Here is a 22,386-nt window from a genome sequence, read left to right on the forward strand (position 1 = left end):
GGTACGGGGGCGTGGGCGCGCGGCGGGTCCGGGGGGGCGGGCGCCCACGGGGGGCGGGCGCCCACGGGGGCCAGGCGCCCCCTACGGAGATCAGGCAGATCCCCGGGAGGCGGCCCCCGGGGAGGAAGACCCCCGGAAGGCGAACCCCGGCAGGCAGCCCCCCGGAAGCCCGGGAAGGGATCAGCAGCGGATGGAGACCGCCGGACTCGGCTTGGTGAACATCATGTTGGGGTCGAACTGGACCGCCCGGTAGGTGTGGGTGCCGCTGCCCCGGCAGGGCCAGTCGGCGGTGGCGGTGTCGCCCGGGGCGATGACGTTCTCGGTGATGGTGTGCCACTCGGAGCGGCCCGCGTCGTAGCGCATCAGCCAGAACGTCGCGGGGGTGCTACAGGCGTTGTGGGACGAGCTGAGGATCCGGAAGCCGCTGGGGCTCTTGTGCGGGGTCTTCGGCGCGGAGATGCACTGCTGCGGGGAGGTGGGCGGTTCGGGGCGCGGCGGCCGCGCGGTGCGGTCCGTGCCGAGGGCGTTCATGGTGGTCTGCTCCAGGGTGTTGCCCCGGGAGTCGGTGAGGTGCGCGCGCAGGGACAGGGTCTGCTTCCCGGTGGGCCGGGGCACCGTCGCCCGCCTCTTCCCGGCGCTGTCCGTCGTCACGGGGACCCGCTGCCAGGAGGCGCCGCGGTCCGTGGAGACGCTCAGGCGCAGCTCGCGGACCGTACCGACGTCCGCGCCCGGGTGCGACTCGGCGGTCAGCGGCAGCGTGACGACGGAGGACGGCTTCCCCCGGCCGCCGTGGCCCCCCTCGCCGTGCGTGCCTCCCTTGCCGTGCGTGCCTCCCTTGCCGTGCGTGCCGCCCTTGCCCGGCAGGAGGTTGTTGTGGAGGTCGACGTCGGGGAAGTACCTGACCACCCACAGCGGGAGCGCCGCGCCGTCGCCGCTCGTGGTGTCGGAGGTGAAGCCCCACACCGACCGCACCTCGTTCGACAGGCGGAACATGGACGTGCGGGAGGCGGTGTTCTCAAGGCGGAAGCGGGCCTTGCCCGGGGGCACCTGGGCGGTCAGCTGGCCGCCGTTCGACTCCCCCACCAGCTTGCCGTCGCGGTAGAGCCGGATGGACGCGCTGTCGGTGAGCGAGCCCGCGCGGTGGTCGTCCTGGTCGGTGAAGAGCGGCACTCCGGCCCACAGGGTGTCGCCCTTGCGGCCCGCGTGGTCGGGGCGGAACAGGAACGGGGCGAACACGGCGGCGTTCCACCGCTCGGTGGTGCGCTCACCGGCCCGGTAGGCGCGGTAGTCGGAGCCCATGGCGGTCGCGTACACGGGGAAACCGTCGGGGCCCGCGGTCTGCTCGCCGAACGCGCCGGACCATTCGGTGTCGCGGGTGTCCAGGTAGTGGGTGACCCGGGACGGCAGGTCGAAGGGCAGCATCGTCCCGGACACCGCGGCGAAGCCGGGGGCCTTGCCGAAGAACCCCTTCACGCCCCGCCTGCCGGTGGTCTGGGCGTGGTGGGCGGCCGTCACCCGGGCGAGCGAGTCGTCGGAGACGGTGCGCGCGAAGCCGGTGAAGAACCGGCCGTGCACGGTGTTGAGCAGGTGGTACGTGTACGGGGTGTTCGCGAAGTCGCCGCGCGCCCCCGGGGCGCCCCAGGTCGAGGAGAGGCCGGAGGTCATCTCCTCGTCGGTGACGGGGGCACCCAGCTGGGCGGTGTACAGGCGCCCGAAGGTCGTGGAGCCCAGGGAGACGCCGACGGTGCCCTCGCCGGTGCGGCGCTCGAAGCCGACGTCGACCGCCGCGGGCCGCGCGCCCTTGCGGGTGAGGGTGGTGGTGAGCGGCTTGGTGGTGCGGGCGTCGACGGTGACGCGGGTGTCCCGGGTCAGGTCGAGGGTGGGCCGGACGATCCGGTGCCAGTTCCTGTCGCGGTCGACGACGTCGCCGACCAGCAGGTAGCGGCCGGGCGGCAGGCGCAGCTCGGCGGTGCCGTCGTCGTCGTACAGGAACTCACGTATGTGGCGTACGGGGGCGTCGAGTCCGATCACCATGGTCTCGGCGTCGGCGGCGGGGGCGCCGTCGCGGCCGAGGTGGCGCACGGTGAGCAGGTGGCCCGCGCCGCGGGTGCGGGCGCGGTCGGGGGTGGCCTTCTCGCCGGTGACGCCGGGCAGGCCGATGCGCGGTACGTCTGCCGGGGTGGCCGAACGGGCCGTGCCGGAGGCGGCGTTGGGGGCGGCCTCGGGGGCGCCCTTGGCAGCGGTCTCGCCGTCGCGCAGGCGCTGCCAGAAGTCGGCGAGCTTCGCGGTGGGCACCCGGCGCTGCTTCCCGCCCACCGTCAGCGGCAGGTCCCGCCTGCGCTCGTCGTACCCGGCGCGCGCCAGCGCCGTCACGTCGAACAGGCGGCGGTCGAGGCGCCCGTCCCGCACCAGGTGCCGGGCGTCCTCCGGGACGGCGTACTGGTGCCCGTCGACGCGGTAGGCGCTGAACCGCACGCCTTCGCGGCCCGGGGCCCGCACCACCTCGGTGCGGGGGCGGCCGGGGCCGGGCACGAGGACCCGGTCGCCGGTGATCAGCGTGACGGCGCGGGGGCGTTCGCTCTTCTCGGCGGCCGGGGCGGTCGGGGCGGCGGTCGGGGTGCCGCCGTCCGCCGCGGCGGGCGGCACCAGGGCGGTGCCGAGCAGCGCCGCGGCGGCCAGGCCGATCAGGCCGGGCCACCGTCCTGGTCCGGGTCGGGTGCGGGTGGTCCGGGCCTCCCTGCGCATCAACGTACCTCCGGTGAGGGGGTGTTCGAGATCCACGGCCATGGTCGTGGGCGCGCTCCGCCGTCGGCATCTTCTGAAGTGCGGTGCTGCGGCGGCCCCGTCCCCAGGGACTGGACGGACTGCGCACTTCAGGAGATGCGGCGGCGCGCGCGAAACGCCAAGGTCGGTGCACCAGACGCGACCCAAGGAGGTACCCGCATGACCCGCGCCAGGAACCGTGCCGTGGTGCTCGGCGGCAGCATGGCCGGGCTCCTCGCCGCCCGGGTGCTCGCCGAGTTCTACGCGGAGGTGGTGGTCGTCGACCGCGACCGGGTGGTCGGGGTCCACGAGCCGCGCCGGGGCACCCCGCACACCCGGCACGCGCACGGGCTGCACGCCCGGGGCCAGCTGATCCTGGAGGACCTGTTCCCCGGCTTCACCGAGGCGCTGGCCGCCGCGGGGATGCCGGTCGGCGACCTCGGGGAGATGCGGTGGTTCTTCAACGCGCGCCGACTGCGGCCCGCCCGCACCGGCCTGAAGTCGCTGACGCCGCCGCGCCCCTACCTCGAAGGGTGCGTCCGGGACCGGGTCGCCGCGCTGCCCAACGTGGTGTTCCGCGAGGAGCACCAGATCCTCGCGCCGACCGCCACCGCGGACCGCGGGCGGATCACCGGCGTGCGGATCCGGCAGGCGGCGACCGGCGCGGAGGAGGAGCTGGCCGCGGACCTGGTGGTGGACGCCACGGGGCGGGGCTCGCGCACGCCCGCCTGGCTGGAGGAGCTGGGCTACCGGCGGCCCGACGAGGAGCGGGTGCGGATCGACCTGGCGTACACCACGCGGCACTACCGCACCGAGCCCGGCATGTTCGACGGCGTGCAGTCCATCAACCCGGTGGCGTCGCCGGACCATCCGCGCGGCGCGTTCTTCGGGCAGGTGGGCCCCGACCGCTGCATCCTGTCGCTGACCGGCATCCTCGGTGACCAGCCGCCGACCGAGCCCGGCGCGTTCCTGGAGTTCGTCCGCTCCCTGCCGGTTCCGGACGTGTACGACGCGGTGCGCGGCGCCGAGCCGCTCGACGACCCGGTGTCGTTCCGGTTCCCGGCGAGCGTGCGGCGCCGCTACGAGCGCCTGACCCGCTTCCCGGAGGGCCTGCTCGTCATGGGGGACGCGGTGTGCAGCTTCAACCCGGTCTACGGCCAGGGCATGAGCGTCGCCGCGATCGAGGCGATGGCGCTGCGCGACCGGCTGCGGCAGGAGGGTCCGGTGGCGCCGGGCCCCTTCCACCGGGACGTGTCCCGCGCCATCGACATCCCCTGGGACGTCTCCGCCGGGGGCGACCTCGCCTTCCCCGGGGTCAGGGGCCGCCGCACGGTGAAGGTGCGGGTGGGCAACGCGTACATGGCGCGCGTGCAGTACGCGGCGACGAAGGACGCGCGGCTGGCGGACGGGATGATGCGGGTGGCGGGGCTCATCGACCCGCCGCAGTCGTTGATGCGGCCGCTCACCGCGCTGCGGGTGCTGCGGCATGCCACTCTGCGCCCGCCGAAGGCGCTGGCGCGCCCGGCCTCGGCGGATCCGGTGGCGCCGGGCCCCACGGGGTGAGTGCCCCTCCCCAGCCCCGCGCCCCTTCGGGGCGCTGCCGTGCCGCCGACGTCGAAAGGGGACCGTGCCGTGTTCGCCGAGCAGCTCGCTCGCGTCTATGACCTGGTGTACTCGGCCCGGGGGCAGGACTTCCGGGGCGAGGCCGAGCTGGTGGCCGGGCTGGTACGCGAACGGGTGCCCTCGGCGGCGTCGCTGCTGGACGTGGGGTGCGGCACCGGCGAGCACCTGGTGACGCTGCGGCGGAGTTTCGCGCACGTGGAGGGCGTCGACCTGTCGGAGGCCATGGCCCGTGTCGCCCGCGGCAAGCTGCCCGGGGTCGCGGTGCACGTGGCGGACATGCGCGACCTCGACCTGGGGCGCGCCTTCGACGCGGTGATCTCGCTGTCCACGGCGGTCGCCTACCTCCCGTCGACGGGCGACCTGGCCGTGGCGCTGCGCCGGATGGTCGGGCACCTCGCGCCGGGCGGCGTGCTGGTCGTGGAGCCCTGGTACTTCCCGGCGACGTTCCTCGACGGGCACGTCGCCGCGGACGTGGTGCGCGGCGAGGGCCGGACCGTGGCCCGGGTGTCGCACGCCGTGCGGTCCCCGGGCTCGGCGCGGGTGCACAGCCACTACGTGGTGGCCGACCCGCACGGCATCGAGCACTTCACGGAGACCCAGGTGTTCGGCCTGTGGTCCGAGGAGGAGTACCTGGCGGCGTTCGACGCGGCGGGCTGCGCGGCGCGGTACCTGCCGGGGGTGCAGTCGGGGCGCGGGCTGTTCGTGGCGGAGCGGCGGTAGCGGCGTACACGTATAGCGCGTACAGAAGGACAGGCCGTGTGCCCGGGACCGGGCACACGGCCTGTCGCACGCGCCCCGCTCAGTACAGGGCGCGCCCCGCTCAGCGCAGGGCGTGGCTCGCTCAGCGCAGGGCGCGGCTCGCTCAGCGCAGGGTGCGCGCGAACTTCCGTATGTCCGCCACGAACGCCTCCGGCTGTTCGAGGGAGGCGAAGTGGCCGCCGTGCTCGATCTCCGTCCAGTGCGCGATGGAAGGGTAGTCGCGCTCGGCGAGGGCGCGCACCGGCGCGAAGTCGGGCTTGAGGACGAGGACGCCGACGGGCGCGGGCACCGGCTCGGGCCGTACGCCCGGCGTGAAGACGTCCCGCATGTACGGGCGCGCCTCGTAGAACATGTGCGCCGAGGACGCGGCGGTGGCGGTCAGCCAGTAGAACATGACGTTGGTGAGCAGCACGTCGCGGGCCACGGCGTCCTCGGGTGCCTTGTCCGAGTCGGTCCACTCCATGAACTTCTCGACGATCCAGGCGAGTTGGCCGACGGGTGAGTCGGTGAGCCCGTAGGACACCGTCTGCGGCCGGGTGGCCTGGAGCTTCATGTAGCCGGACAGCTCCTGGTCGAAGCGGGCCATCTTCTCCAGGCGCGCGAGGTCCTGCGGGGAGAGTTCCGCGAGTTCGCCGGGGTCGCCGGAGGGCACGGTGAGCAGCATGTTGACGTGCGCGCCGAGGACGCGCCCGGGGGCGAGGCGGGCGAGTTCGAGGGAGATGAACGCGCCGTGGTCGCCGCCCTGGGTGAGGTACGTGTCGTAGCCAAGGTCGCGCATGAGCGCGTCCCAGGCCTTGGCGATCCTGCGGTAGTCCCAGCCGGGCCCCGGCGGCGGGCCGGAGAAGCCGTGCCCCGGCAGGGAGGGGATGACCAGGTGGAAGGCGTCGGCGGGGTCGCCGCCGTGCTGGCGTGGGTCGCTGAGGGGGCCGATGACGTCGAGGAACTCCACGATGGAGCCGGGCCAGCCGTGGGTGAGGATCAGGGGTCGCGCGCCGGGTTCGGGGGAGGTCACGTGCAGGAAGTGGATGTCGGCGCCGTCGATGTCGGCGCGGAACTGGGGGTGCTGGTTCAGCCTGGCCTCGACTGCCCGCCAGTCGTACTCCGTGCGCCAGTACTCGGCGAGGTCCCTGAGGTAGCCGAGCGGCACCCCGCGGTCCCACCCGGCGTCCGGACCGGCGTCCGGCCAGCGGGTCCGCTCCAGGCGGTGCCGCAGGTCGTCGAGGTCTTCCTCGGGGATGTCGATGTGGAAGGGCCGCACGGGGTGCCTTTCTGACGTCGGTACGGGGGTACGGGGGTGCGGGGCTGCGGGGCTGCGGGGGGATTGCGGGCGCCCGGCGGTCACCCCGCCGCGGTGGAGAACTGGCCGGGTCTGCGGCCCGCACCGGCCGGGCCCCGGTAGGCCTGGGCGATGCCGAGCCAGTGGTCGGCGACGCCGCCGGTGGCGGTCAGGGCGAGGTCGTCGCGGTGGCGGCGGCGGGTGACGAGCAGGCAGAAGTCGTGGGCCGGGCCGCTGATCCGCTGGGCGGCGTCGGCGGGGCCGTACTCCCACACCTGTCCCGAGGGCCCGGTCAGCTCGAACCGGAAGGGCTCGGCGGGCGGTGTCAGGCCGTGCGACTGGTAGCCGAAGTCCCGCGTCAGGACGGCGAAGGCGGCGATGTGGCGCAGCCAGTCGGCCGGTTCGCGGCGGATGCCGAGGGCGTCGGCGACGTCCTGGCCGTGGGCGAAGGTCTCCATGAGCCCGGCGCAGGCGAGCACCGCCGGGGGCAGCGGGTTGACCAGCCAGGGCACCGTCTGCTCGGGCGGTACGGCGGCGAGGGCCTCCAGGGTGGTGGCGCGCTGGGTGCGCCAGCGCGCGAGGAGGGCGGCCGGGGTGTCGGAGGCGTAGGCGGCGAGCGCGGCGTTGACGGCGCCGTCGAAGTCGCCCGCGGCCTTCTCGGTCATGGCGCGGAACGCCGCCGGGTCGGCCGCGGCGGCACCGGCGAGCTGGAACACGAAGGTGAGGTGGGCTATCTGGTCCTTGACGGTCCAGCCGGGGGCGGGGGTGTCGAGCGCCCACTGGGCGTCGTCGAGTCCGGCCACCATGCGGTCGGTCTCGTCGCCCGCGGCTGCCAAGTCCTTGAGTACGTTCGCCAGTTCGGACATCGCTCGCTCTCGTCTCTGTTCGGGGCTGCACGGGGGCAGCTCGGGGGTCGTACGGGGCAGCGCGGTCAGGGAAGTTCGGTCGGTGGGGGCAGCGCGGTCGGAGGCCTTCGGCGGGAGGGGCCGGGGACACCGGATCCAGCCTGGGGCAGCGCGGATCCGGTGTCTTCTCCCAGAGTGCTGACGCGCCCGTCAGCGGGGCCGGGCGAGCCGGGTGCCCGCCCGCCGGGCCGCCGCCAGGGCCGCCCAGGAGGTCAGTTCGACGAGCCGCTGGTCGGCCGGTCCGTCGACGGTGTCGCGTACGGCGTCGATGTCCGCGGGCGACACCTGGTACGAGGCGAGCGCGGTCAGCAGCGCCAGGCGGGCCGCGGGCCGGGTCCCGGCGGGCAGCGGACGCACCCTGTCCTCCAGCCAGGTGCGCGCCATCCCCGGCGGCCGCCCGTCCCAGTCCGCCAGCTCGGCCAGGACGAGGTCGCGGACGGCGGCGGGCACCGCGCGGGCCCCGGCCGCGTCGACGGCGGCCGCCGCGCGGGCGAACGCGCCCTCGATGTGCGCCTTCCCCGCCGCCCACGCCAGGTCGGCGGGGGGCGGCGCGGCGGGCAGCAGCGGCAGGGAGTCACCGGGGGCGGGAGCCCTGGCGCTCTGGGCACGCAGGGAGCGGGTGACGATCCGCAGCACGGGGCCGCGCGCCGCGGCGGGCGTGGTGGCGGGCAGCGGCGAGTCGTCGAGGAAGACGTTCACCATGCGGTTGAGGTAGTGGAAGGCCACGGCGACGCCCACCAGTTCGGGTACGGCGGCCGGGGCGCAGGGCGGTGGCGCGGCCCCGGCGGAGGCGTCCGGCCCGCTGCCGCGCGCCCAGGCGAAGGCCGGTCCGTCGCGTCCGCCGCGGTCGAGGCCGGACAGGGCGGCGCCGTGGATCTGGACGCAGTACGGGCAGGTGTTGGCCTCGGAGACGCCGGTGGCCACCGCTTCCTTGGCGGCCCTGCTCGCGGCGGCCTCCACCAGCAGGGTCTCCCGGAGCATCGCCCAGGCGGCGGCGAGCACGCCGGGCGCGGGCGAGTGCAGGGCGACGGGCGGCGCGAGGGCGCCGAAGTCCCGTTCGGTCTGGCGGTAGACGGCGGCCACCGTGCCGTGGGCCTCCTCCGGGCGGACGGCGGTGACGTGCCGGATCCGCACCAGGCCGCCGCGCAGGGACGTCGCGAGGAGGCCCCTCATCCCGCCGCCAGGGGGGTCAGCGGCAGCACGCCCCGGCGTCCGCTCGTGGCGCCGTCGGGCGCGGGGGCGCCGTAGGTGACGCGGATGCCGCGCTCCTGGGCGGCCCGCACGATGCCGGGCATGGCGCGTTCCGCGACGGCCGCGATGGTCATGGCCGGGTTGACGGTGAGCGCGCCGGGGATCGCGGAGCCGTCGGTGACGAAGATGCCGGGGTGGCCGCGGAGTTCGTTGCCGTCGTCGAGGGCGGAGGTGGCGGGGTCGTCGCCCATGCGGCAGGAGGCGAGGGGGTGGACGGTGTAGGCGCCGACGACGTCGTTGGTCCAGGGCATGACCTCGGCGAGGCCGTCGCGGCCGAGGATGTCGGCCACCTCGGCGTCGGACGCGGCCCAGCCGCGCAGGGTGTTGGGGGTGGGGTCGTAGCGCAGGTTGCCGCGGCCGAGCATCTGCTGGGAGATGCGGGTGGCGTTGCCGGTGGGCGGCGGCGGGCCGAAGACGCCCTCGTTGTCGTCCTCGCTCATGGTGAAGATGGTCAGCCAGGAGCTCCAGCGCTTGAGGATCTCCTTCTTGTCCCGGCCGAACCAGGAGGGGCCGCTGGCGTGGGCGGCCTGGGCGAGGATGGTGCCGAGGCCGGGCGGGAAGTAGAGCTGCTCCAGGGAGTAGCGGGAGAATTCGGGCAGGTTCTCGTCGAGCCGGTCCCAGTTGGCGACGGTGGGCCCGCGGCCGATGTGGTTGGCGGCGTAGGCGCGCTGCTCGTCGCGGCTGAGGCCGAGGACCTCGGCGACCCGGTCCTCGTTGAGGACGGCGGTGTTGAGGCGCTCGCCGTTGCCGGAGAAGTAGCGGCCGACGGCGTGCGGCATGGGGCCGAGGGCGGCCTCGCTGCGCTGGAGGATGACGGGGGTGGCGCCCGCCCCGGCGGCGAGCACGACGAGCTTGGCGTCGATGGCGCCGGAGCCGGTGTGGACGCGGTAGTCCTCCGCGTCGACGGTCTCGTAGTGCACCCGGTAGCCGCCGTGTTCGGTGCGTTCGATGCGCTGCACCTCGTGCAGGTCCAGGATGCGGGCGCCGTGGGCGAGGGCGGCCGGGAGGTAGTTGAAGAGCAGGGACTTCTTGGCGTCGAAGCGGCAGCCCGCCATCATCCAGTTGCAGTTGACGCAGGCGCCGGTGTCGACGGCGACGGGCAGGGGGTTGGCGGTGCGGCCCGCGTGGTCGCAGGCGGCGGCCCACAGGCCGCCCGCGTAGGTGACGTCGTTCCAGCCCTGCGGGGTGACGGGCATGGCCTCGGCGACGCGGTCGTACCAGGGGTCGAGGGTGGCGCGGGTGATGGCCTTGGGCCACATGCGGCGGCCGATGCTGCCGTGGCGTTCGAAGACGAAGCGGGGGGCGCGGGGCATGGAGGCGAAGTAGACGACGCTGCCGCCGCCGACGCAGTTGCCGCCGAGGACGCTCATGCCGTCGCCGACGGTGAAGTCGAAGGCCCTGGTGTAGGAGGAGCCCAGCTTGTAGTCGTGCTCGAAGTCCTGGCTCTCCAGCCACGGTCCGCGCTCCAGGACCGTGACGCGGGCGCCGCCCGCCGCCAGGTGGTAGGCGGCGATGGCGCCGCCGAAGCCGCTGCCGACGACCAGGACGTCGGTGCTCTGTGCGCTGCTCATGCCGGGCTCCCTGAAGGGGTCGTGTCGGGGTGGAGGCGGGCCAGCGGGCGTCCGTAGCTGAACTTCGGGAAGCGCCACAGCCCGTCGGGGCCGGGCGGGGTGAACCCCATGGCGGTCAGGCCGGGGTGGCCCTGGGCGATCGCGTCGGCGGTGTGCAGGTGGGCGGCGGAGTCGTAGGCCATGTTGCTGAAGAGGGTGAGCAGCACCCAGAACTCCTTCTCCGGGTGGCCCGGCGCGGTCAGCTGCCGCACCAGGTCCGTGCGGTGCTCGAAGTCCAGGGCCACGAAGGGCGGAACGGTCGGATCCAGTCGCAGCCCGTGGGTGTCGGCGTGGTCGCGGGCGTGCCCGTTGAGCAGCCGCGCCAGCTCGTCCAGGCCGTCGGCGAGGCCGGTCGCGTCCCACTCCAGCAGCTCCAACGCCCCGGCCGCGACGGCTCCGCCGCCCTCGGCGACCCCCGCCACCGCCCGGTCCCCGGCCCATCGTTTTTCGCCAGGAACGACGGTGTCCGCATACGCCTCAAGAGTGAGGGTTCTCCCGGTGTCCTCGGCAGTTGCCACAGCCATTGCCTCCTGAATGCATCACTATTTTCGGCCACCACCAAACTAGGAATAGCGAGTTCGTTGAAGCAACTCGCAGATTGCGGAACACGGGCCGGGCCGAGCAATGGGCCGAGGGACCCTTGGCCAGAGCTGTTCGAGCCAGTACTCTCATTGAAGCAGCAAAGATCAGCCATGAAGAAGCGTGGTCACGTGTGCCCTAAACCCGCATCCGGCCCAGCATTTCCTGTGTCGAATCGACCGTGAGTCAACTGCGAGTCATCTGCGAGGGAGCTCATTTTGACCAGTGCTCCGCGGTTACGGGCGGGCCGTCACACCGTCGCCATCTCCGACCTCTTGCCAGCCGATTCCCCCGCCTCGACGGAATCGACGAGCGGCATCTGCGGCGGCTCGCCGACTCGGATGCGGAACTTCCGCCGATCCTGGTGCACCGGGCCACGCTGCGCGTCGTCGACGGAATGCACCGGCTGCGCGCGGCGGCCCTGAAGGGCCAGCGGACCGTGGAGGTGACCTTCACCGAAGGCAGCCGCGAGGAGTTGTTCCTGCGGTCGGTCGAGGAGAACATCGCGCACGGCCTTCCCCTTTCGCTGTCCGACCGCAAGGCGGCCGCCGAGCGCGTCCTCGCGGCGTGCCCGCAGCTGTCCGACCGCACGGTGGCCGCCCGCACCGGACTGTCCGCGAAGACGGTCGCCGCGATCCGCCGGGGCGTGGCCACGGCGGCGCCGCGCGGTCAGGCGGCGGCGTGTTCGGCCGCGGAGTCCGCGCACGCGAACAGCCGCGTCGGCGCCGACGGCCGCTGGTATCCCCTGGACGGGGCGGCGGGCCGGTGGCGGGCCGCCGAGATCGTCGCCGCCCGCCCCGACGCGTCGCTGCGCCAGGTCGCCAGGGCGGCCGGGGTGTCGGTGGCGACCGCCCACGACGTGCGCGGACGGCTGCGGCGCGGCGAGCCGCCGGTGCCCGGAAGGGCCGGGGCGGCGCCCGCCCGCCCGGTGGCCGCGGCGCGGGCGGACGGCGCGGGCGAGCGCCTGTCGATCCTGCGCGAGCTGACCGGCGACCCGAGCCTGAGGCACACCGACGCGGGGCGCGGGCTGCTGCGCTGGCTGCACCTCAAGACCGTCCTCGACGAGGACCTGCGGGCCCTGGCCCACTCGGTCCCCGCCCACCGCGCCGACGCCGTAGCGGAACTCGCCCGGCACTGTGCGCGGGCCTGGCAGCACATGGCCGACGAACTCACTCGACAGGAATCAAACGCATGACGCAGGAGGAGTTATGGAAAGCGCCGCCGAGCAAGCCGTGACACGAGTCATCAGCGCCATGTACGAGAACCTCGGCGAGGAGATCACCATCGATGACATGGCGGAGACCGCCATGTTCAGCAAATTCCACTTCACCCGAATGTTCAAAGGCATGACGGGTACCTCTCCCGGCAGATTCCTCTCGGCTCTCCGACTTCAGGAAGCAAAGCGTCTGCTCGTCAGTACGGAGCTGAACATCGCCGACATCAGCAATATCGTCGGCTATCAGAGCGTGGGCACTTTCAGTTCGCGCTTCAAGAGTTCCGTCGGCCTGGCCCCGACCACCTACCGTCAGCTCGGCGGGTTCGCCGAGCGCATCAACACCGTCGCCTCCGGGCCCACGGGCCGGGCGCGCCCGCTGTCGCTGCGGGGCACCGTGCACGCCCCGCAGGGCAGTCCGGCCGGGTTCGTGTTCATCGGCCTGTTCCCCGGCTGTATCCCGCAGGGGCGGCCGGTGCGGTGCGAGGTGCTCGACCGGCCCGGCCCGTATCTGCTGGAGGACGTGCCCGAGGGCACCTGGCACGTGCTGGTGCAGTCGGTCCCGTACGGGATGGAGGAGGTGGAGGGGACGGGCGAGGACGCCTCGCCCTCCATCGGGGCCTACGGGCCGGTCACCATGAGCGAGGACACCCTCCCCAAGCCCGCCGACATCGAACTGCGCCCCATGGGGGCCCTGGACCCGCCGGTGCTGCTGGCGCTGCTCGACATGCGGATGGCCGCGCTCGAAGCGGTGGCCGCGGCGGGCTGACCGCGGGCCGCCGGGGGGCGGGGTCCGGCCCGCGGGAGGGGCCGGGCGCCGTCCCCCGCGGCTCAGGTCCCGGCGGCACGGACCTGGACGAAGAGCCCGCCCTTGACCCGCAGCGACAGCATCGGCTCGGGGACGGCCTCGCGGCCGGGGGCCGTCCGCAGGCTCAGCTCCCGCGCGATCATGGCCGTGACCAGGACGGCCTCGGTCATGCCGAGGTTGCTGCCGATGCAGAACCGCGGCCCCGCGCCGAACGGGATGTAGGCGTAGCGGGGCCGCTCCACCGGCCGTTCGGGGTCGAACCGCTCCGGGTCGAACCGCTCGGGCTCGGGCCAGAACGCGGGGTGCCGGTGGAGGGTGTAGGGGCAGATGAGCACGTCGGTGCCGACCGGCACGTGGTAGCCGCCGACGTCGTCCGGCCGCTGGGCCCTGCGGGGCAGGATCCACACCGGCGGGTAGAGCCGCATGGCCTCCTGGACGACCATCGTCGTGTACGGCAGCCGGTGCAGGTCCGCGAGGCCGGGCAGGCGGACGCCGAGCGCGGCGACGGCCTCGTCCCTGACCCGCTCGGCCGCCCAGGGGTGCCGGTCCAGGAGGTGGAACGTCCAGCCGAGGGTGCTGGCCGTCGTCTCGTGCCCGGCGAGCAGCAGCGTGACCAGGTCGTCGCGAAGGCGCTGCCGCCCGACGCGGGGGTCGGGCTCCTGCCGGGTGAACTCGATCAGCCGGGAGAGCAGGTCGTCGCCTTCAACGGACCCGGCGCCGCCCTCGGCGGATCCGGCGCCGCCCTCGGCGGACTTGGCGCCGCCCTCGGCGGACCTGGCGCCGTGCTCGGCGACCAGCTGGTCCACGACGCCCTGGAGTTCCGCGCGGGCCCGGCGGAAGCGCCGCTGCCGGGGCAGCGGCGCCCACAGCGGCACCATTCCCTGGGTCACCATCTCGAACATCGCCTGGTCCTGCACCGCTTCGAAGGCGTGCCCGACCGCGCCGTGCGCGGACAGGTCGGTGTCGAGCAGGGTGCGCCCCAGCACGCTGAGGGTGAGGTCGGTCAGCTCCCCGGTGAAGTCGACGGGTTCGCCGCCCACGTGGGTGCGGAGCCGGGCGACGAGCTGCGCCGCCTCCTCGGCGATCACGGCGGCCTGCGCGCCCAGGTGCTTGTGCTGGAACGACGGCTGGGCGGCCCTGCGCTGACGGCGCCACAGCTCGCCCTCGCTGGTCAGCAGGCCGTCGCCGAGGGCGCGTTTGGCCTCGGTGAGGCCGATGCCCTTGTGGTAGGAGGCGCTGTTGTCGGCGAGGACGTGCTTGGCGTGGTCGGGGTGGTTGAAGACGTGCAGCGTCCGGGGGCCGAGGACGACCTGGACGGCGTCGCCCAGCTCGGCGGCCTCGGAGAGCAGCCCGAGCCGGTCGGTGACGAGCTTGCGGAACAGCCGGGGCAGCTCTCGGCGCGGTGGTCCCGGCGGGGTGCGCGCCGCCCAGCTCATGCGGCCGCCTCCGCGCGGCCGGGCGCCAGGGCCCGGAAGCGCCCGTCGACGTACAGCAGCGCGTCCCGGCCGCCGCGCCTGCGCATGGCGAGGACCTCCCCGAGGAAGACGGTGTGGTCGCCGCCGTCGTACTGCCGCCAGGGCGCGCACTCGAAGTGGGCGAGCGCGTCGGCGAGCAGCGGCGCGCCGGTCACCGGGCCCGGCCGCCAGGTCCCCTCGGTGAACTGCCCGAGCCCGGCGGGCCGGGACCGGTCGGCGAAGTGCCGGGCCACGGACTCCTGTCCGGCGCCAAGCAGCGACACCCCGAAGTGGCCCGCCTCCGTGAGGACCTGGTGCATGACGGCCTCGCGGTTGACGCAGACCAGGACGAGCGGCGGGTCGAGGGAGACGGTGGTGAAGGAGTTGGCGGTCATGCCGCGGGGGGCGGGGCCACCGGCGGTGACGACGGTGATGCCGGTGGCGAACGCCCCGAAGGCGCGGCGCAGGTGGGCGGGGTCCCTGACGTCGGTCACCCCGTCGGCGGGGCCCGGCGCGTCCGGCAGCGGGCGGGGGCCCGCGGGGCGGGCGCTCACGCCGTCCTCCGCAGCCGGGGCTCGGTGGACTGCGTGTACGGCTCCAGGGCGCGCACCAGCGCCTCGGGGACCAGGGAGGGGACGGTCGCGGTGTTGGGGCCGCGCATGCAGGCCACGCGCTGGCGGCCCCGGGCGACAAGGGTCTCAAGGGCGCCGGGGGCGCCGGGGCCGTCGCCGCCGCCGGGGTCGAGCTTGACGTAGTCGAAGGTGAACTCCAGCTGGGTCTGGGCGAGGTCGGCGAGCCGCATGCGGATGGACAGCTCGTCGAACGCGGTGATCTCGGCGAAGAACTCGCAGTCGACCTTCAGCGTGAAGAGCTTGAGGTCGGCCCGGATCTCGGCAAGCACCTCCGGAGCGTGCCGCTTGAGGAACATCTCTCGGCAACGCCCCTGCCAGCTCAGGTAGTTGACGTAGTAGACGTTGCCGACGATGTTGGTCTCCTCGAAGCCGACGGTGTGCCGGTGCTCGAAGTAGTCCACGTAGTCCGCGTAGTTCGCGTAGTTCGCGTAGTCCGCCATTTCGCTAGCGCCTTCCTGTGAGGATGGCGAGGACGACGGGTTCCGCCGTCCCGCGCACATGGGTGGCGAGCGTCGCGATCCGCAGGCCGCCCGAGGTGAACACGGCCCAGCCGCCCTGCGGGTCGGGGTCGAGGGCGAGCGGCGCCGGGCCGGTGAGCCCGGCCTTCTGAAGGCACTCGGTCGCCGTCCACACCCGGGTCCGGGCGGTGTCGGGCGCCTCGCCGGTCTCGCGTACGACCAGCTCGGCCAGGGCGGCGCGCTCGCCGCCGAGGAGCGCGGCCCACTGGGTGTCGGGGCGCGGGACGACGGCCTCGACGTCGCAGGCGAGCGCTCCTTCCTCAGGGGAAGCCGCGGTGGCCGCGGAGGCCGAGACCACGCAGAGCGTCAGCCCCGGGCCGTGGGCCGCGGAGACCGCCCCGCCGTCCACCCCGGCCAGCTCCGGCCGCCCGTCGGGCCGGTAGCGCAGCTCGGCGGGGCCGTCCAGGGCGCGCCGCAGGGCGGCGGCGGTGCGCTCCCGGCGCTGCTCGGCGGCCCGGGTGACGTCCCCCTCCCCCGGCTCCCCCGGCCCGCCCGGCTCCCCCGGGCCGTCCGGTTCCTCCGGCTCGACGGCGACCGACACCCGTACCCCCAGCAGGTCCTCGGCCATCCGCTCCAGGTAGGGGCCGAGCAGCGGCGCCGCCCAGGGGCCGCGGCCGTCGCCCTTGCGCACGGCGCGCAGCCGCAGCCCCTCCCACCGCTCGACGACGTCGCCGTCCTCGGTGCGTACGGCGATGTCGTACGTGTAGCTGTCGCCGTCCCGGTGGCGTTCGGTGGCGCTGTAGCGCAGGCGGCCCGCCGTGGGCTTGCCGCCGCAGGGGTGGACGCGCTCGACGCCCTGCGGCAGGAGCGTGGCGTGCGGTACGCAGACCTGGTTGCCGTGCATCAGCGCGTCCCGCATGCCGGGGTCGCCGAGGAGCAGGTCGGCGGGGAGGAACCCGGCGAACCAGCGGTCGCCGCCGGACGTGGCGACCTCCGCGTCCACGTGCCGGGCGGCGGCCCGGTGGTAGCGGCGCAGCCGGGTGAAGCGCCCGCTCTGGAACAGCACGTCTCCGTAGAGGTCGGTGAGCGGGTCGAGCGCCACCGGCGTGGTGCCGTCCGCGGCCTGGTGGGGCGGCCCCTCGGGCACGGCCGCGTCCTCGGCGAACACCAGGCGGGCCTTGAAGTGCTCGGCGGCGAAGCCGGTCTCCGCGCTGTGGATGACCGCCGTGACGGTGTCGTCGTCGGTGGCGACCGCGGCGACACGGATGGTGGTGCTGGATCCGGGCGGGACGACGATCGGGCGCAGGAACTCGGCGTCCTCGATCACCGGTACGCCGGTGCGGCCGGTGAGGGCCGCCGCCACCTGGGCCATCGCCTCCATGCCGATCACCGCGGGGAACAGCAGGTTGCCGTCGAGGTGGTGGTCGGCGAGGTAGGGGTCGTTGCCCACGCTCAGCTCGGCCTCGGTGACCAGCTCCACGCCGTGGTAGCGGACCAGGGGCTTGTCGACGAAGCGCAGCAGCGGCAGCGGCGGCTGCTCGCGCCGCACGGTGCCGACGCCTTCGGTGCGGCCGCTGACCACCACCGTGGTGGGCGCGTCGGGGTCGGCGAGCAGCCGCCGCAGGGCCGCCACGCCCTGGTCGGGCGAGATGGGGGTGATGCCGTCGCGGACCAGGGACTCGACGACGGACAGGCGTTCGCCCATGCCGAGGCCCGACCACACCGACCACTCCAGGCACAGCGCGCGGCACCGCGGGTGGCGCCGCGCCACCTCCTCGGTGAGGTCGGTGAGCCATTCGTTGGCGATGGCGTAGTGGGCCTCGCCGCGCAGCCCGGAGCGGCCGATGACGCTGCCGAAGCTGATGAGCAGCCGCAGCCCGCCGGGGTCGACGGCGTCGAGGACGGCGCGCAGTCCGTCGACCTTGGGGGCGAGGGTGCGGCGGATCGCGGCCGGGTCGAGCTGGGTGAGGGCGGTGGGCTCGTTGCGCCCGGCGCCGTGCAGGACGGCGGTGACGGGGCCGAGTCGGCCGGTGAGGCGCTCGACGGCCGCGCGGACCTGGTCGGCGTCGGTGACGTCGGCGCGGGCGTAGCCGACGGTGGCGCCGCTGTCGGTCATCCGCCGCAGGTTGGCGGCGAGTTCCGGGTCGTCGGCGGGGTCGGAGCGGCCGATGAGGGCGAGCCGGGCGCCGCTGTCGTGGGCGAGGGCGAGGGCGCACTCGGCGGTGATGCCCTTGCCGCCGCCGGTCACCAGGAGCACGTCGGACGCGGTCAGGGGCTGCCGCGGGCGGGCCGGGCGCGCGGGCAGGGCGCGCAGCGTGGGGACGGTGCGCACGCCCGCGGTGTCGTAGTGCGCCTCGGTGCAGTGCGTCGTCGCGGCGGTCTCGGCGCACACCAGGGCGACAGGGTCCGCAGTGTCCGCCGCGTCGACGGGCAGGACCACGATGGTCGTCCGCAGGTAGGGGGCCTCCAGGTGCAGCGACTTGGCCAGGCCGCTGGCGCCGCGCCCGTGCTGGACGAGCACGAAGCGGCGGGCGGTGTCGTTGGCGAGCGCGGCCTGGGCGCCGTCGAGGGCCAGGGCGAGCTGGTCGGGCGTGCACGACGGCGGCAGGCAGACCAGGACGCCGCCGCCGAGGGAGGCCCGTTCGAGGCGCTGGCGCAGCTCCTCGGCGAAGGGGTGGTCCGGTTCGGCGTACAGGGTCCAGGGGCCGTCGCCCTGGTCCGCGGCGGTGGGCGCGGGGGCGGGCAGCGGCAGTTCGACCTGGTCCACGGCGAACGGCCGCACCCAGGCGGCGGCCCCGGCCACCGCGGGGGCGGCCTCGCCGTCCGCCGGGTGCCCGGTGTCGGCCAGTTCCTGGAGGGCGTCGGCGAGTTCGCCGACCGTGGCGGTGGCGAAGTTGAGCGGGGTGTGGGCGGCGGGGATGCCGAGCCGCTGGGCGGCCTGGGTCACGATCTGCCCCACGGTGATGGAGCTGAGGTGCAGGTCGTCGAGGAGGCGTACGCCGCTGTCGACTGTCTCCGGGGGGAGTTCGGCGCGGTCGGCGACGATGCGCCGCAGCACCTCGACGGCGGACCCGTCGGTGGCGCCGGTGTCCCCGGCCGGTTCGGGGGCGGCGGTGTCGCCGCCGGGCGGGGTGGCCGCGCCCTGGCCGCCGCGGACGGCCACCTGGGGTGCCTGTTCCGCGGGGCTGGCGAAGAACCGGAGTTCGGCGCCGACTTCCAGGGGCCGCACCAGGCGGTCCTGGAAGAGCCGGGCGTGGCGCAGCGGCGCCCCGGCCGTCCAGGCGGCACCGGCGACGCGGAGCAGCCCGCGCAGCGACTCGTCGTCGGTGTCCAGGGACAGCGCGGGGGTGCCGGTGGCGTCGGCCGCGAGGTGGCCGAGCACCCGGCCGGGGCCGACCTCCACGAACAGGTCGACGTCGGCGGCGGCGCGCTGGACGGCGGGCGCGAAGAGCACCGGGTCGGTGATCTGCCGCCGCAGCAGGGCGGGGATGTCGGTGTCGGCGGCCAGGGCGTCGCCGGTGACGGTGGAGACGACGCGCCGCCCGACGGGGGTGAACTCCAGTTCGGTCAGGTGGGCGGCGAACGCGTCGGCGGCCGGGGCCACCAGCGGCGAGTGGAAGGCGTGCGAGACGGGCAGCCGGGTGCAGACCACCCCGGCGGCCAGGGCCCGGGCCGCGACGGTGCCGATGGCGTCGACGGGTCCGGCCACCACGGTCTGCTCGGGGCCGTTGTACCCGGCGACGACGACGGGCAGCCCGTCGGCGAGGGCGGTGGCGCCGGTCGCGGACGTGCCGAGGGAGGCCATGGTGCCGGAGGCGCTGTGCTCGGCCATGGTCCGGCCGCGCAGCCGGGCGGTGCGCAGCAGCGCCGCCGCGTCGAGGGCGCCCGCCCAGTGGAGCGCGGTGAGTTCGCCGAGGCTGTGGCCGACGGCGACGCCCGCGTCCAGGCCGAGCGCTTCGAGGGCGCGCAGGCCCGCGACGGAGCCGGTGACGATGCGCGGCTGGGCGCTCTCGGTGGCGACGGTGTCGCCGGTGGCGGGCAGCGCGGCCGCCGCGTACACGTCGGCGGCCTCGCGCATGCGGCGGCGCAGCGCGCCGACGGCGCCGCCGCGCCCGGAGCCCTGCCCGGGGAAGAGGTAGCCGAGCCGGGCGGGCCGCTCGGCGTGCCCGAGGAAGGCCTGGCCGTCCGGGGCGAAGTGCTCGGTCCGGCCCGCGTCCAGCGCGTCGAGCAGCAGCCGGAACTGCCGCTCGGCCTCCTCGGGGGAGGCGGCGACGACCGCCGCGCGGTGGGGCGCGTCGCCGAGGTCGCGCTGGAGGGTGGCGCCGAGGTCGGCGAGCTGGGCGTAGGACAGCCTGGGGACGAAGTCGGCGAGCGCGGCAAGGCGTTCGCGCAGCGCGCCCGGCGTGGCGCCGTCGGCCAGGAGCAGCTCGGCGTCCTGCGCGGAGGCGGCCAGCTCCCGGGTGCGGGGGTCGAGGGGGCGGGAGGGCGAGGCGGCGCCGGTGGCGCCGGTGGCGCCGCCGGTCGGGTCGGCGGATGCGGCGGGCACGGCAGAGGCGGCGGACCCGGCAGAGGCGGCGGGCACGGCAGACCCGACGGACCCGGCAGCCACGCCAGCCACAGTGCCCCTGGCACCCCCACTGGCACCCCCACCGGCACCCCCCTTGTCCAGCACCACATGGGTGTTGATCCCGCCGAAGCCCATGGCGGTGACCCCGGCCCGCACGGGCAGGCCGTCCGGCCAGGGCTCGGCGGTGCGCAGGACGCGCAGGGCGGCGGTGTCGGCGGTGAGCAGGGGGTGGGGGTCGACGCAGCCGACGGCCGGGGGCAGGACCTCCTCGTGGACGGCCATCGCCGCCTTGATGAGGCCCGCCACGCCCGCGGCGGCCTTGGTGTGCCCGATCATGGCCTTGACCGAGCTGATGGCGGCGGCCGCGGCGCCCGGTGCCGCCTCGGCGCGGGCCTGGCCAAGCGCGGTCAGCTCCGTGGTGTCGCCGACCTCCGTGCCGGTGCCGTGGCCCTCGAACAGCGGCACGGTCCCGATGCCGAACCCGGCGCGCTCGTAGGCCCGGCGCAGCGCGAGGCGGTAGCCGTGGGCCTCGGGCCGGGTGATGCCGCCCTGGCCGTCGGAGGAGATGCCCCAGCCCGCGACGGTGGCGTAGATCCGGTGGCCCGCGGCGAGCGCGTCCGGCTCGCGCATCAGGACGACCATGCCGCAGCCCTCGCCGGGCCAGAAGCCGTTGGAGCCGCGGTCGTAGACCCGCATCTCGCGCCGGGCCAGGGCGCCGGTCTTGGCGAAGCCGATGATCTCGAACGGGTCGATGGACAGGTCGACGCCCCCGGCGACGGCCACGTCGATGTCGCCCTCGGCGAGCGAGCGGGCGGCCTGGGTGAGGGAGAGCAGCGACGACGAGCAGGCGCCGTCGACGGTGTAGCCGCCGCCGCCCAGGTCGAAGTGGTTGCAGACGCGCCCGGCGATGGTGTTGGAGAGGCCACCGGCCAGGGTGTCCTCGTCGACGGGCGGGAAGGGGCTCTTGTACGCCGCTTCGGCGCCGTCGAGGAAGGAGGCGAGCCGCTCCTCGTCCCAGCCCTGCTCCTGGAGCGCCGCGGCGAACACCCGGCGTACGTAGGGCCAGCGCAGCCGCAGCAGGTTGGCGCGGGTGAACTCGCCGGTGAGGGTGTTGCCGACGACGACGCCGGTGCGCTGGCGGGGCAGGCCCTCGCCGCCGGGGAAACCGGCGTCGGCCAGGGCCTGGCCCGCGACGTCCAGGGCCAGCCAGTGGGTCAGGTCGGTGGAGCGGTAGGTGCTTCCGGCGATCTTGTGGCCGATCCGGTCGAAGGCGTAGCCCTCGATGACGGCGGCGTTGCGGGCGTAGAAGCGGTCGGGGGTGGCAGGGTCGGCGTCCCAGTAGTCCGCGAGGCGCATCCGCTCGTCGGGCAGCCTGCGGAAGGCGCGGCGGCCCGCGAGGGCGTTCTCCCACAGTTCGCGGGGGGTGGCGGCGTCCGGGTAGCGGCACGCCATGCCGACGATGGCTATGCGGGTCATGCGGCGATTGCCTCCTTGTCGTTCCCGGTGGCCGGGAGGGGGGCCACCGGGGGTGCGGCGGTCACGCCGTGCGGTGCCGCCGCCAGGCTCAGGCCGCGTTTGGCCGAGAGGTCGAGCCACCAGTGGTAGCCGCCGCGGATCAGGCAGACGCCCGCGGTGGCGAAGAAGATCCCGTACGCGATGCCGAGCGCCGTCAGCGCGCCGTACGCCATGGCGACGCCGCCGCCGAAGGCGATCTGCGCCACGGGCTTGGAGGGGGTGGTGCCGGGGTCGGTGATCATGTAGTTGGTGAAGAGCACGAACGCCACGCCGGTCATCACGCCGAGGGCGGCGGGGATCGCGGTGCCGAACAGCAGCCCGCGCAGCACGGCCTGGAGGGCGAAGCCGAGCACCCAGGCGGCGATCAGCCACATGCGGTTGGTGAGCTTGGCGTTCAGCATGGTCCCGGCCATCACGATGCCCAGCGGGATCAGCCAGTCGAGGGCCCCGTCGACGTACTCGGTGAAGTGGTACGGGGGCGCGATGCTGGCCCAGGGGAACAGCAGCAGGATCACCGTGATGCCGAAGTTGGACGGGTTCATGTAGTGCCGGAGCCTGCCGCGGACGGGGGCGCGAAGGACCCACTTGGTGCCGACCGCGACGAGGACGCCGAAGAGCATCACCCAGACCCGGTCGTTGACGTAGGTGAGCATGTTGAGCGCGAGGGCGGTGATGTGCGCGGGGTACAGGAACTCGACCATGCCGCGGACGCCGTTGCCGAGGAAGCGCGGGGTGCGGCCCTCGGCGCGGGCCGCGACGACCTCCAGGACGATCTCCACGGCGTAGGCGGTGGCGACGGCGAACAGCGGCCAGGTCCAGGGCTGTTCGAAGCCGAGCAGGGTGTAGCCGAGGATGTTGAAGACGGAGATGGAGATGGCGAAGCGGCGCAGGGCCGTGACGACCTTCGGGTCGTGGCGCGGCGCGTCGGCGGCGCTCGGCGCGCCGCCCGTGCCGCCCGCCGGTCCGGCGCCGT

Annotated in this window: 15 protein-coding genes; 4 read left to right on the plus strand and 11 right to left on the minus strand. The window is 74.9% G+C overall.

Going from position 1 to position 22,386, the window contains the following annotated elements:
- Nucleotides 1-180: 180 nt before the first annotated feature.
- Nucleotides 181-2,745 carry a peptidase S8 gene (locus tag ACOBQU_RS39035; protein ID WP_423635119.1) on the minus strand — a complete coding sequence of 855 codons (2,565 nt, stop codon included), beginning with the start codon at nucleotides 2,743-2,745 and terminating at the stop codon, nucleotides 181-183.
- Nucleotides 2,746-2,943: 198 nt separating this feature from the next.
- Here ACOBQU_RS39035 and ACOBQU_RS39040 point away from each other — a divergent pair, with 198 nt between their 5' ends.
- Together ACOBQU_RS39040 and ACOBQU_RS39045 are read left to right on the plus strand one after the other, a co-directional pair.
- Complete coding sequence (locus ACOBQU_RS39040) at nucleotides 2,944-4,326, plus strand: FAD-dependent oxidoreductase (RefSeq protein WP_423635120.1); 1,383 nt, start codon at nucleotides 2,944-2,946, stop codon at nucleotides 4,324-4,326.
- 69 nt (nucleotides 4,327-4,395) lie between these two features.
- Nucleotides 4,396-5,106 carry a class I SAM-dependent methyltransferase gene (locus ACOBQU_RS39045; protein WP_423635122.1) on the plus strand — a complete coding sequence of 237 codons (711 nt, stop codon included), beginning with the start codon at nucleotides 4,396-4,398 and terminating at the stop codon, nucleotides 5,104-5,106.
- 142 nt (nucleotides 5,107-5,248) lie between these two features.
- Here ACOBQU_RS39045 and ACOBQU_RS39050 read toward each other — a convergent pair whose 3' ends face one another.
- The 5 genes from ACOBQU_RS39050 to ACOBQU_RS39070 form a co-directional block, all read right to left on the minus strand.
- On the minus strand, nucleotides 5,249-6,403 hold the full coding sequence (locus ACOBQU_RS39050) for an epoxide hydrolase family protein (RefSeq protein WP_423635124.1): 1,155 nt from the start codon (nucleotides 6,401-6,403) through the stop codon (nucleotides 5,249-5,251).
- A gap of 80 nt (nucleotides 6,404-6,483) precedes the next feature.
- Entirely contained in the window at nucleotides 6,484-7,287 is an 804-nt protein-coding gene (locus ACOBQU_RS39055; protein ID WP_423635126.1) for a TIGR03084 family metal-binding protein, read from the minus strand.
- Nucleotides 7,288-7,476: 189 nt separating this feature from the next.
- Nucleotides 7,477-8,499 (minus strand): carboxymuconolactone decarboxylase, encoded by a 1,023-nt coding sequence (locus tag ACOBQU_RS39060; protein WP_423635127.1) that lies wholly within the window; start codon nucleotides 8,497-8,499, stop codon nucleotides 7,477-7,479.
- The gene (locus ACOBQU_RS39065; RefSeq protein ID WP_423635129.1) at nucleotides 8,496-10,148 is read right to left on the minus strand and encodes an FAD-dependent oxidoreductase; all 1,653 of its coding nucleotides are present in this window, start codon (nucleotides 10,146-10,148) and stop codon (nucleotides 8,496-8,498) included. Before ACOBQU_RS39065 ends, ACOBQU_RS39060 begins: the two co-directional genes overlap by 4 nt.
- Nucleotides 10,145-10,711, minus strand: a complete 567-nt coding sequence (locus tag ACOBQU_RS39070) for a DUF5987 family protein (RefSeq protein WP_423635131.1) — start codon at nucleotides 10,709-10,711, stop codon at nucleotides 10,145-10,147. The genes ACOBQU_RS39065 and ACOBQU_RS39070 overlap by 4 nt, the downstream gene beginning before the upstream one ends.
- A gap of 419 nt (nucleotides 10,712-11,130) precedes the next feature.
- Between ACOBQU_RS39070 and ACOBQU_RS39075 the strand changes: the two genes are divergently transcribed.
- Nucleotides 11,131-11,961, plus strand: a complete 831-nt coding sequence (locus tag ACOBQU_RS39075) for a ParB N-terminal domain-containing protein (protein ID WP_423635133.1) — start codon at nucleotides 11,131-11,133, stop codon at nucleotides 11,959-11,961.
- A 13-nt stretch (nucleotides 11,962-11,974) separates the two neighbouring features.
- The gene (locus ACOBQU_RS39080) at nucleotides 11,975-12,748 is read left to right on the plus strand and encodes a helix-turn-helix domain-containing protein (RefSeq protein WP_423635135.1); all 774 of its coding nucleotides are present in this window, start codon (nucleotides 11,975-11,977) and stop codon (nucleotides 12,746-12,748) included.
- Between the two features lie 62 nt (nucleotides 12,749-12,810).
- Here the strand turns inward: ACOBQU_RS39080 and ACOBQU_RS39085 are convergent, their stop codons facing one another.
- From ACOBQU_RS39085 to ACOBQU_RS39105, 5 genes are read right to left on the minus strand one after another with little or no spacing between them, the layout of a single operon-like run.
- Nucleotides 12,811-14,223, minus strand: a complete 1,413-nt coding sequence (locus ACOBQU_RS39085) for a cytochrome P450 (RefSeq protein WP_423635136.1) — start codon at nucleotides 14,221-14,223, stop codon at nucleotides 12,811-12,813.
- Entirely contained in the window at nucleotides 14,220-14,795 is a 576-nt protein-coding gene (locus ACOBQU_RS39090) for a flavin reductase family protein (RefSeq protein WP_423635138.1), read from the minus strand. The genes ACOBQU_RS39085 and ACOBQU_RS39090 overlap by 4 nt, the downstream gene beginning before the upstream one ends.
- A complete protein-coding gene (locus tag ACOBQU_RS39095; RefSeq protein ID WP_423635140.1) occupies nucleotides 14,792-15,313 on the minus strand; it encodes an acyl-CoA thioesterase in 522 nt (173 codons plus the stop codon). Before ACOBQU_RS39095 ends, ACOBQU_RS39090 begins: the two co-directional genes overlap by 4 nt.
- A 4-nt stretch (nucleotides 15,314-15,317) precedes the next feature.
- The gene (locus ACOBQU_RS39100) at nucleotides 15,318-21,374 is read right to left on the minus strand and encodes a type I polyketide synthase (RefSeq protein ID WP_423635142.1); all 6,057 of its coding nucleotides are present in this window, start codon (nucleotides 21,372-21,374) and stop codon (nucleotides 15,318-15,320) included.
- On the minus strand, nucleotides 21,371-22,303 hold the full coding sequence (locus ACOBQU_RS39105; protein WP_423635593.1) for an enediyne biosynthesis protein: 933 nt from the start codon (nucleotides 22,301-22,303) through the stop codon (nucleotides 21,371-21,373). Before ACOBQU_RS39105 ends, ACOBQU_RS39100 begins: the two co-directional genes overlap by 4 nt.
- Nucleotides 22,304-22,386 lie beyond the last annotated feature (83 nt).

It is taken from the genome of Streptomyces sp. G45 (assembly GCF_049542095.1).
Classification (GTDB): Bacteria; Actinomycetota; Actinomycetes; order Streptomycetales; family Streptomycetaceae; genus Streptomyces.

What these genes read in the sequence shown, in the direction of transcription:
- ACOBQU_RS39065 (WP_423635129.1), bottom strand. Translation starts at nt 10,148, where the DNA reads ATGAGCAGCGCACAGAGCACCGACGTCCTGGTCGTCGGCAGCGGCTTC.
- ACOBQU_RS39095 (WP_423635140.1), bottom strand. Translation starts at nt 15,313, where the DNA reads ATGGCGGACTACGCGAACTACGCGAACTACGCGGACTACGTGGACTAC.
- ACOBQU_RS39055 (WP_423635126.1), bottom strand. Translation starts at nt 7,287, where the DNA reads ATGTCCGAACTGGCGAACGTACTCAAGGACTTGGCAGCCGCGGGCGAC.
- ACOBQU_RS39080 (WP_423635135.1), top strand. Translation starts at nt 11,975, where the DNA reads ATGGAAAGCGCCGCCGAGCAAGCCGTGACACGAGTCATCAGCGCCATG.
- ACOBQU_RS39035 (WP_423635119.1), bottom strand. Translation starts at nt 2,745, where the DNA reads ATGCGCAGGGAGGCCCGGACCACCCGCACCCGACCCGGACCAGGACGG.
- ACOBQU_RS39100 (WP_423635142.1), bottom strand. Translation starts at nt 21,374, where the DNA reads ATGACCCGCATAGCCATCGTCGGCATGGCGTGCCGCTACCCGGACGCC.
- ACOBQU_RS39070 (WP_423635131.1), bottom strand. Translation starts at nt 10,711, where the DNA reads ATGGCTGTGGCAACTGCCGAGGACACCGGGAGAACCCTCACTCTTGAG.
- ACOBQU_RS39085 (WP_423635136.1), bottom strand. Translation starts at nt 14,223, where the DNA reads ATGAGCTGGGCGGCGCGCACCCCGCCGGGACCACCGCGCCGAGAGCTG.
- ACOBQU_RS39060 (WP_423635127.1), bottom strand. Translation starts at nt 8,499, where the DNA reads ATGAGGGGCCTCCTCGCGACGTCCCTGCGCGGCGGCCTGGTGCGGATC.
- ACOBQU_RS39040 (WP_423635120.1), top strand. Translation starts at nt 2,944, where the DNA reads ATGACCCGCGCCAGGAACCGTGCCGTGGTGCTCGGCGGCAGCATGGCC.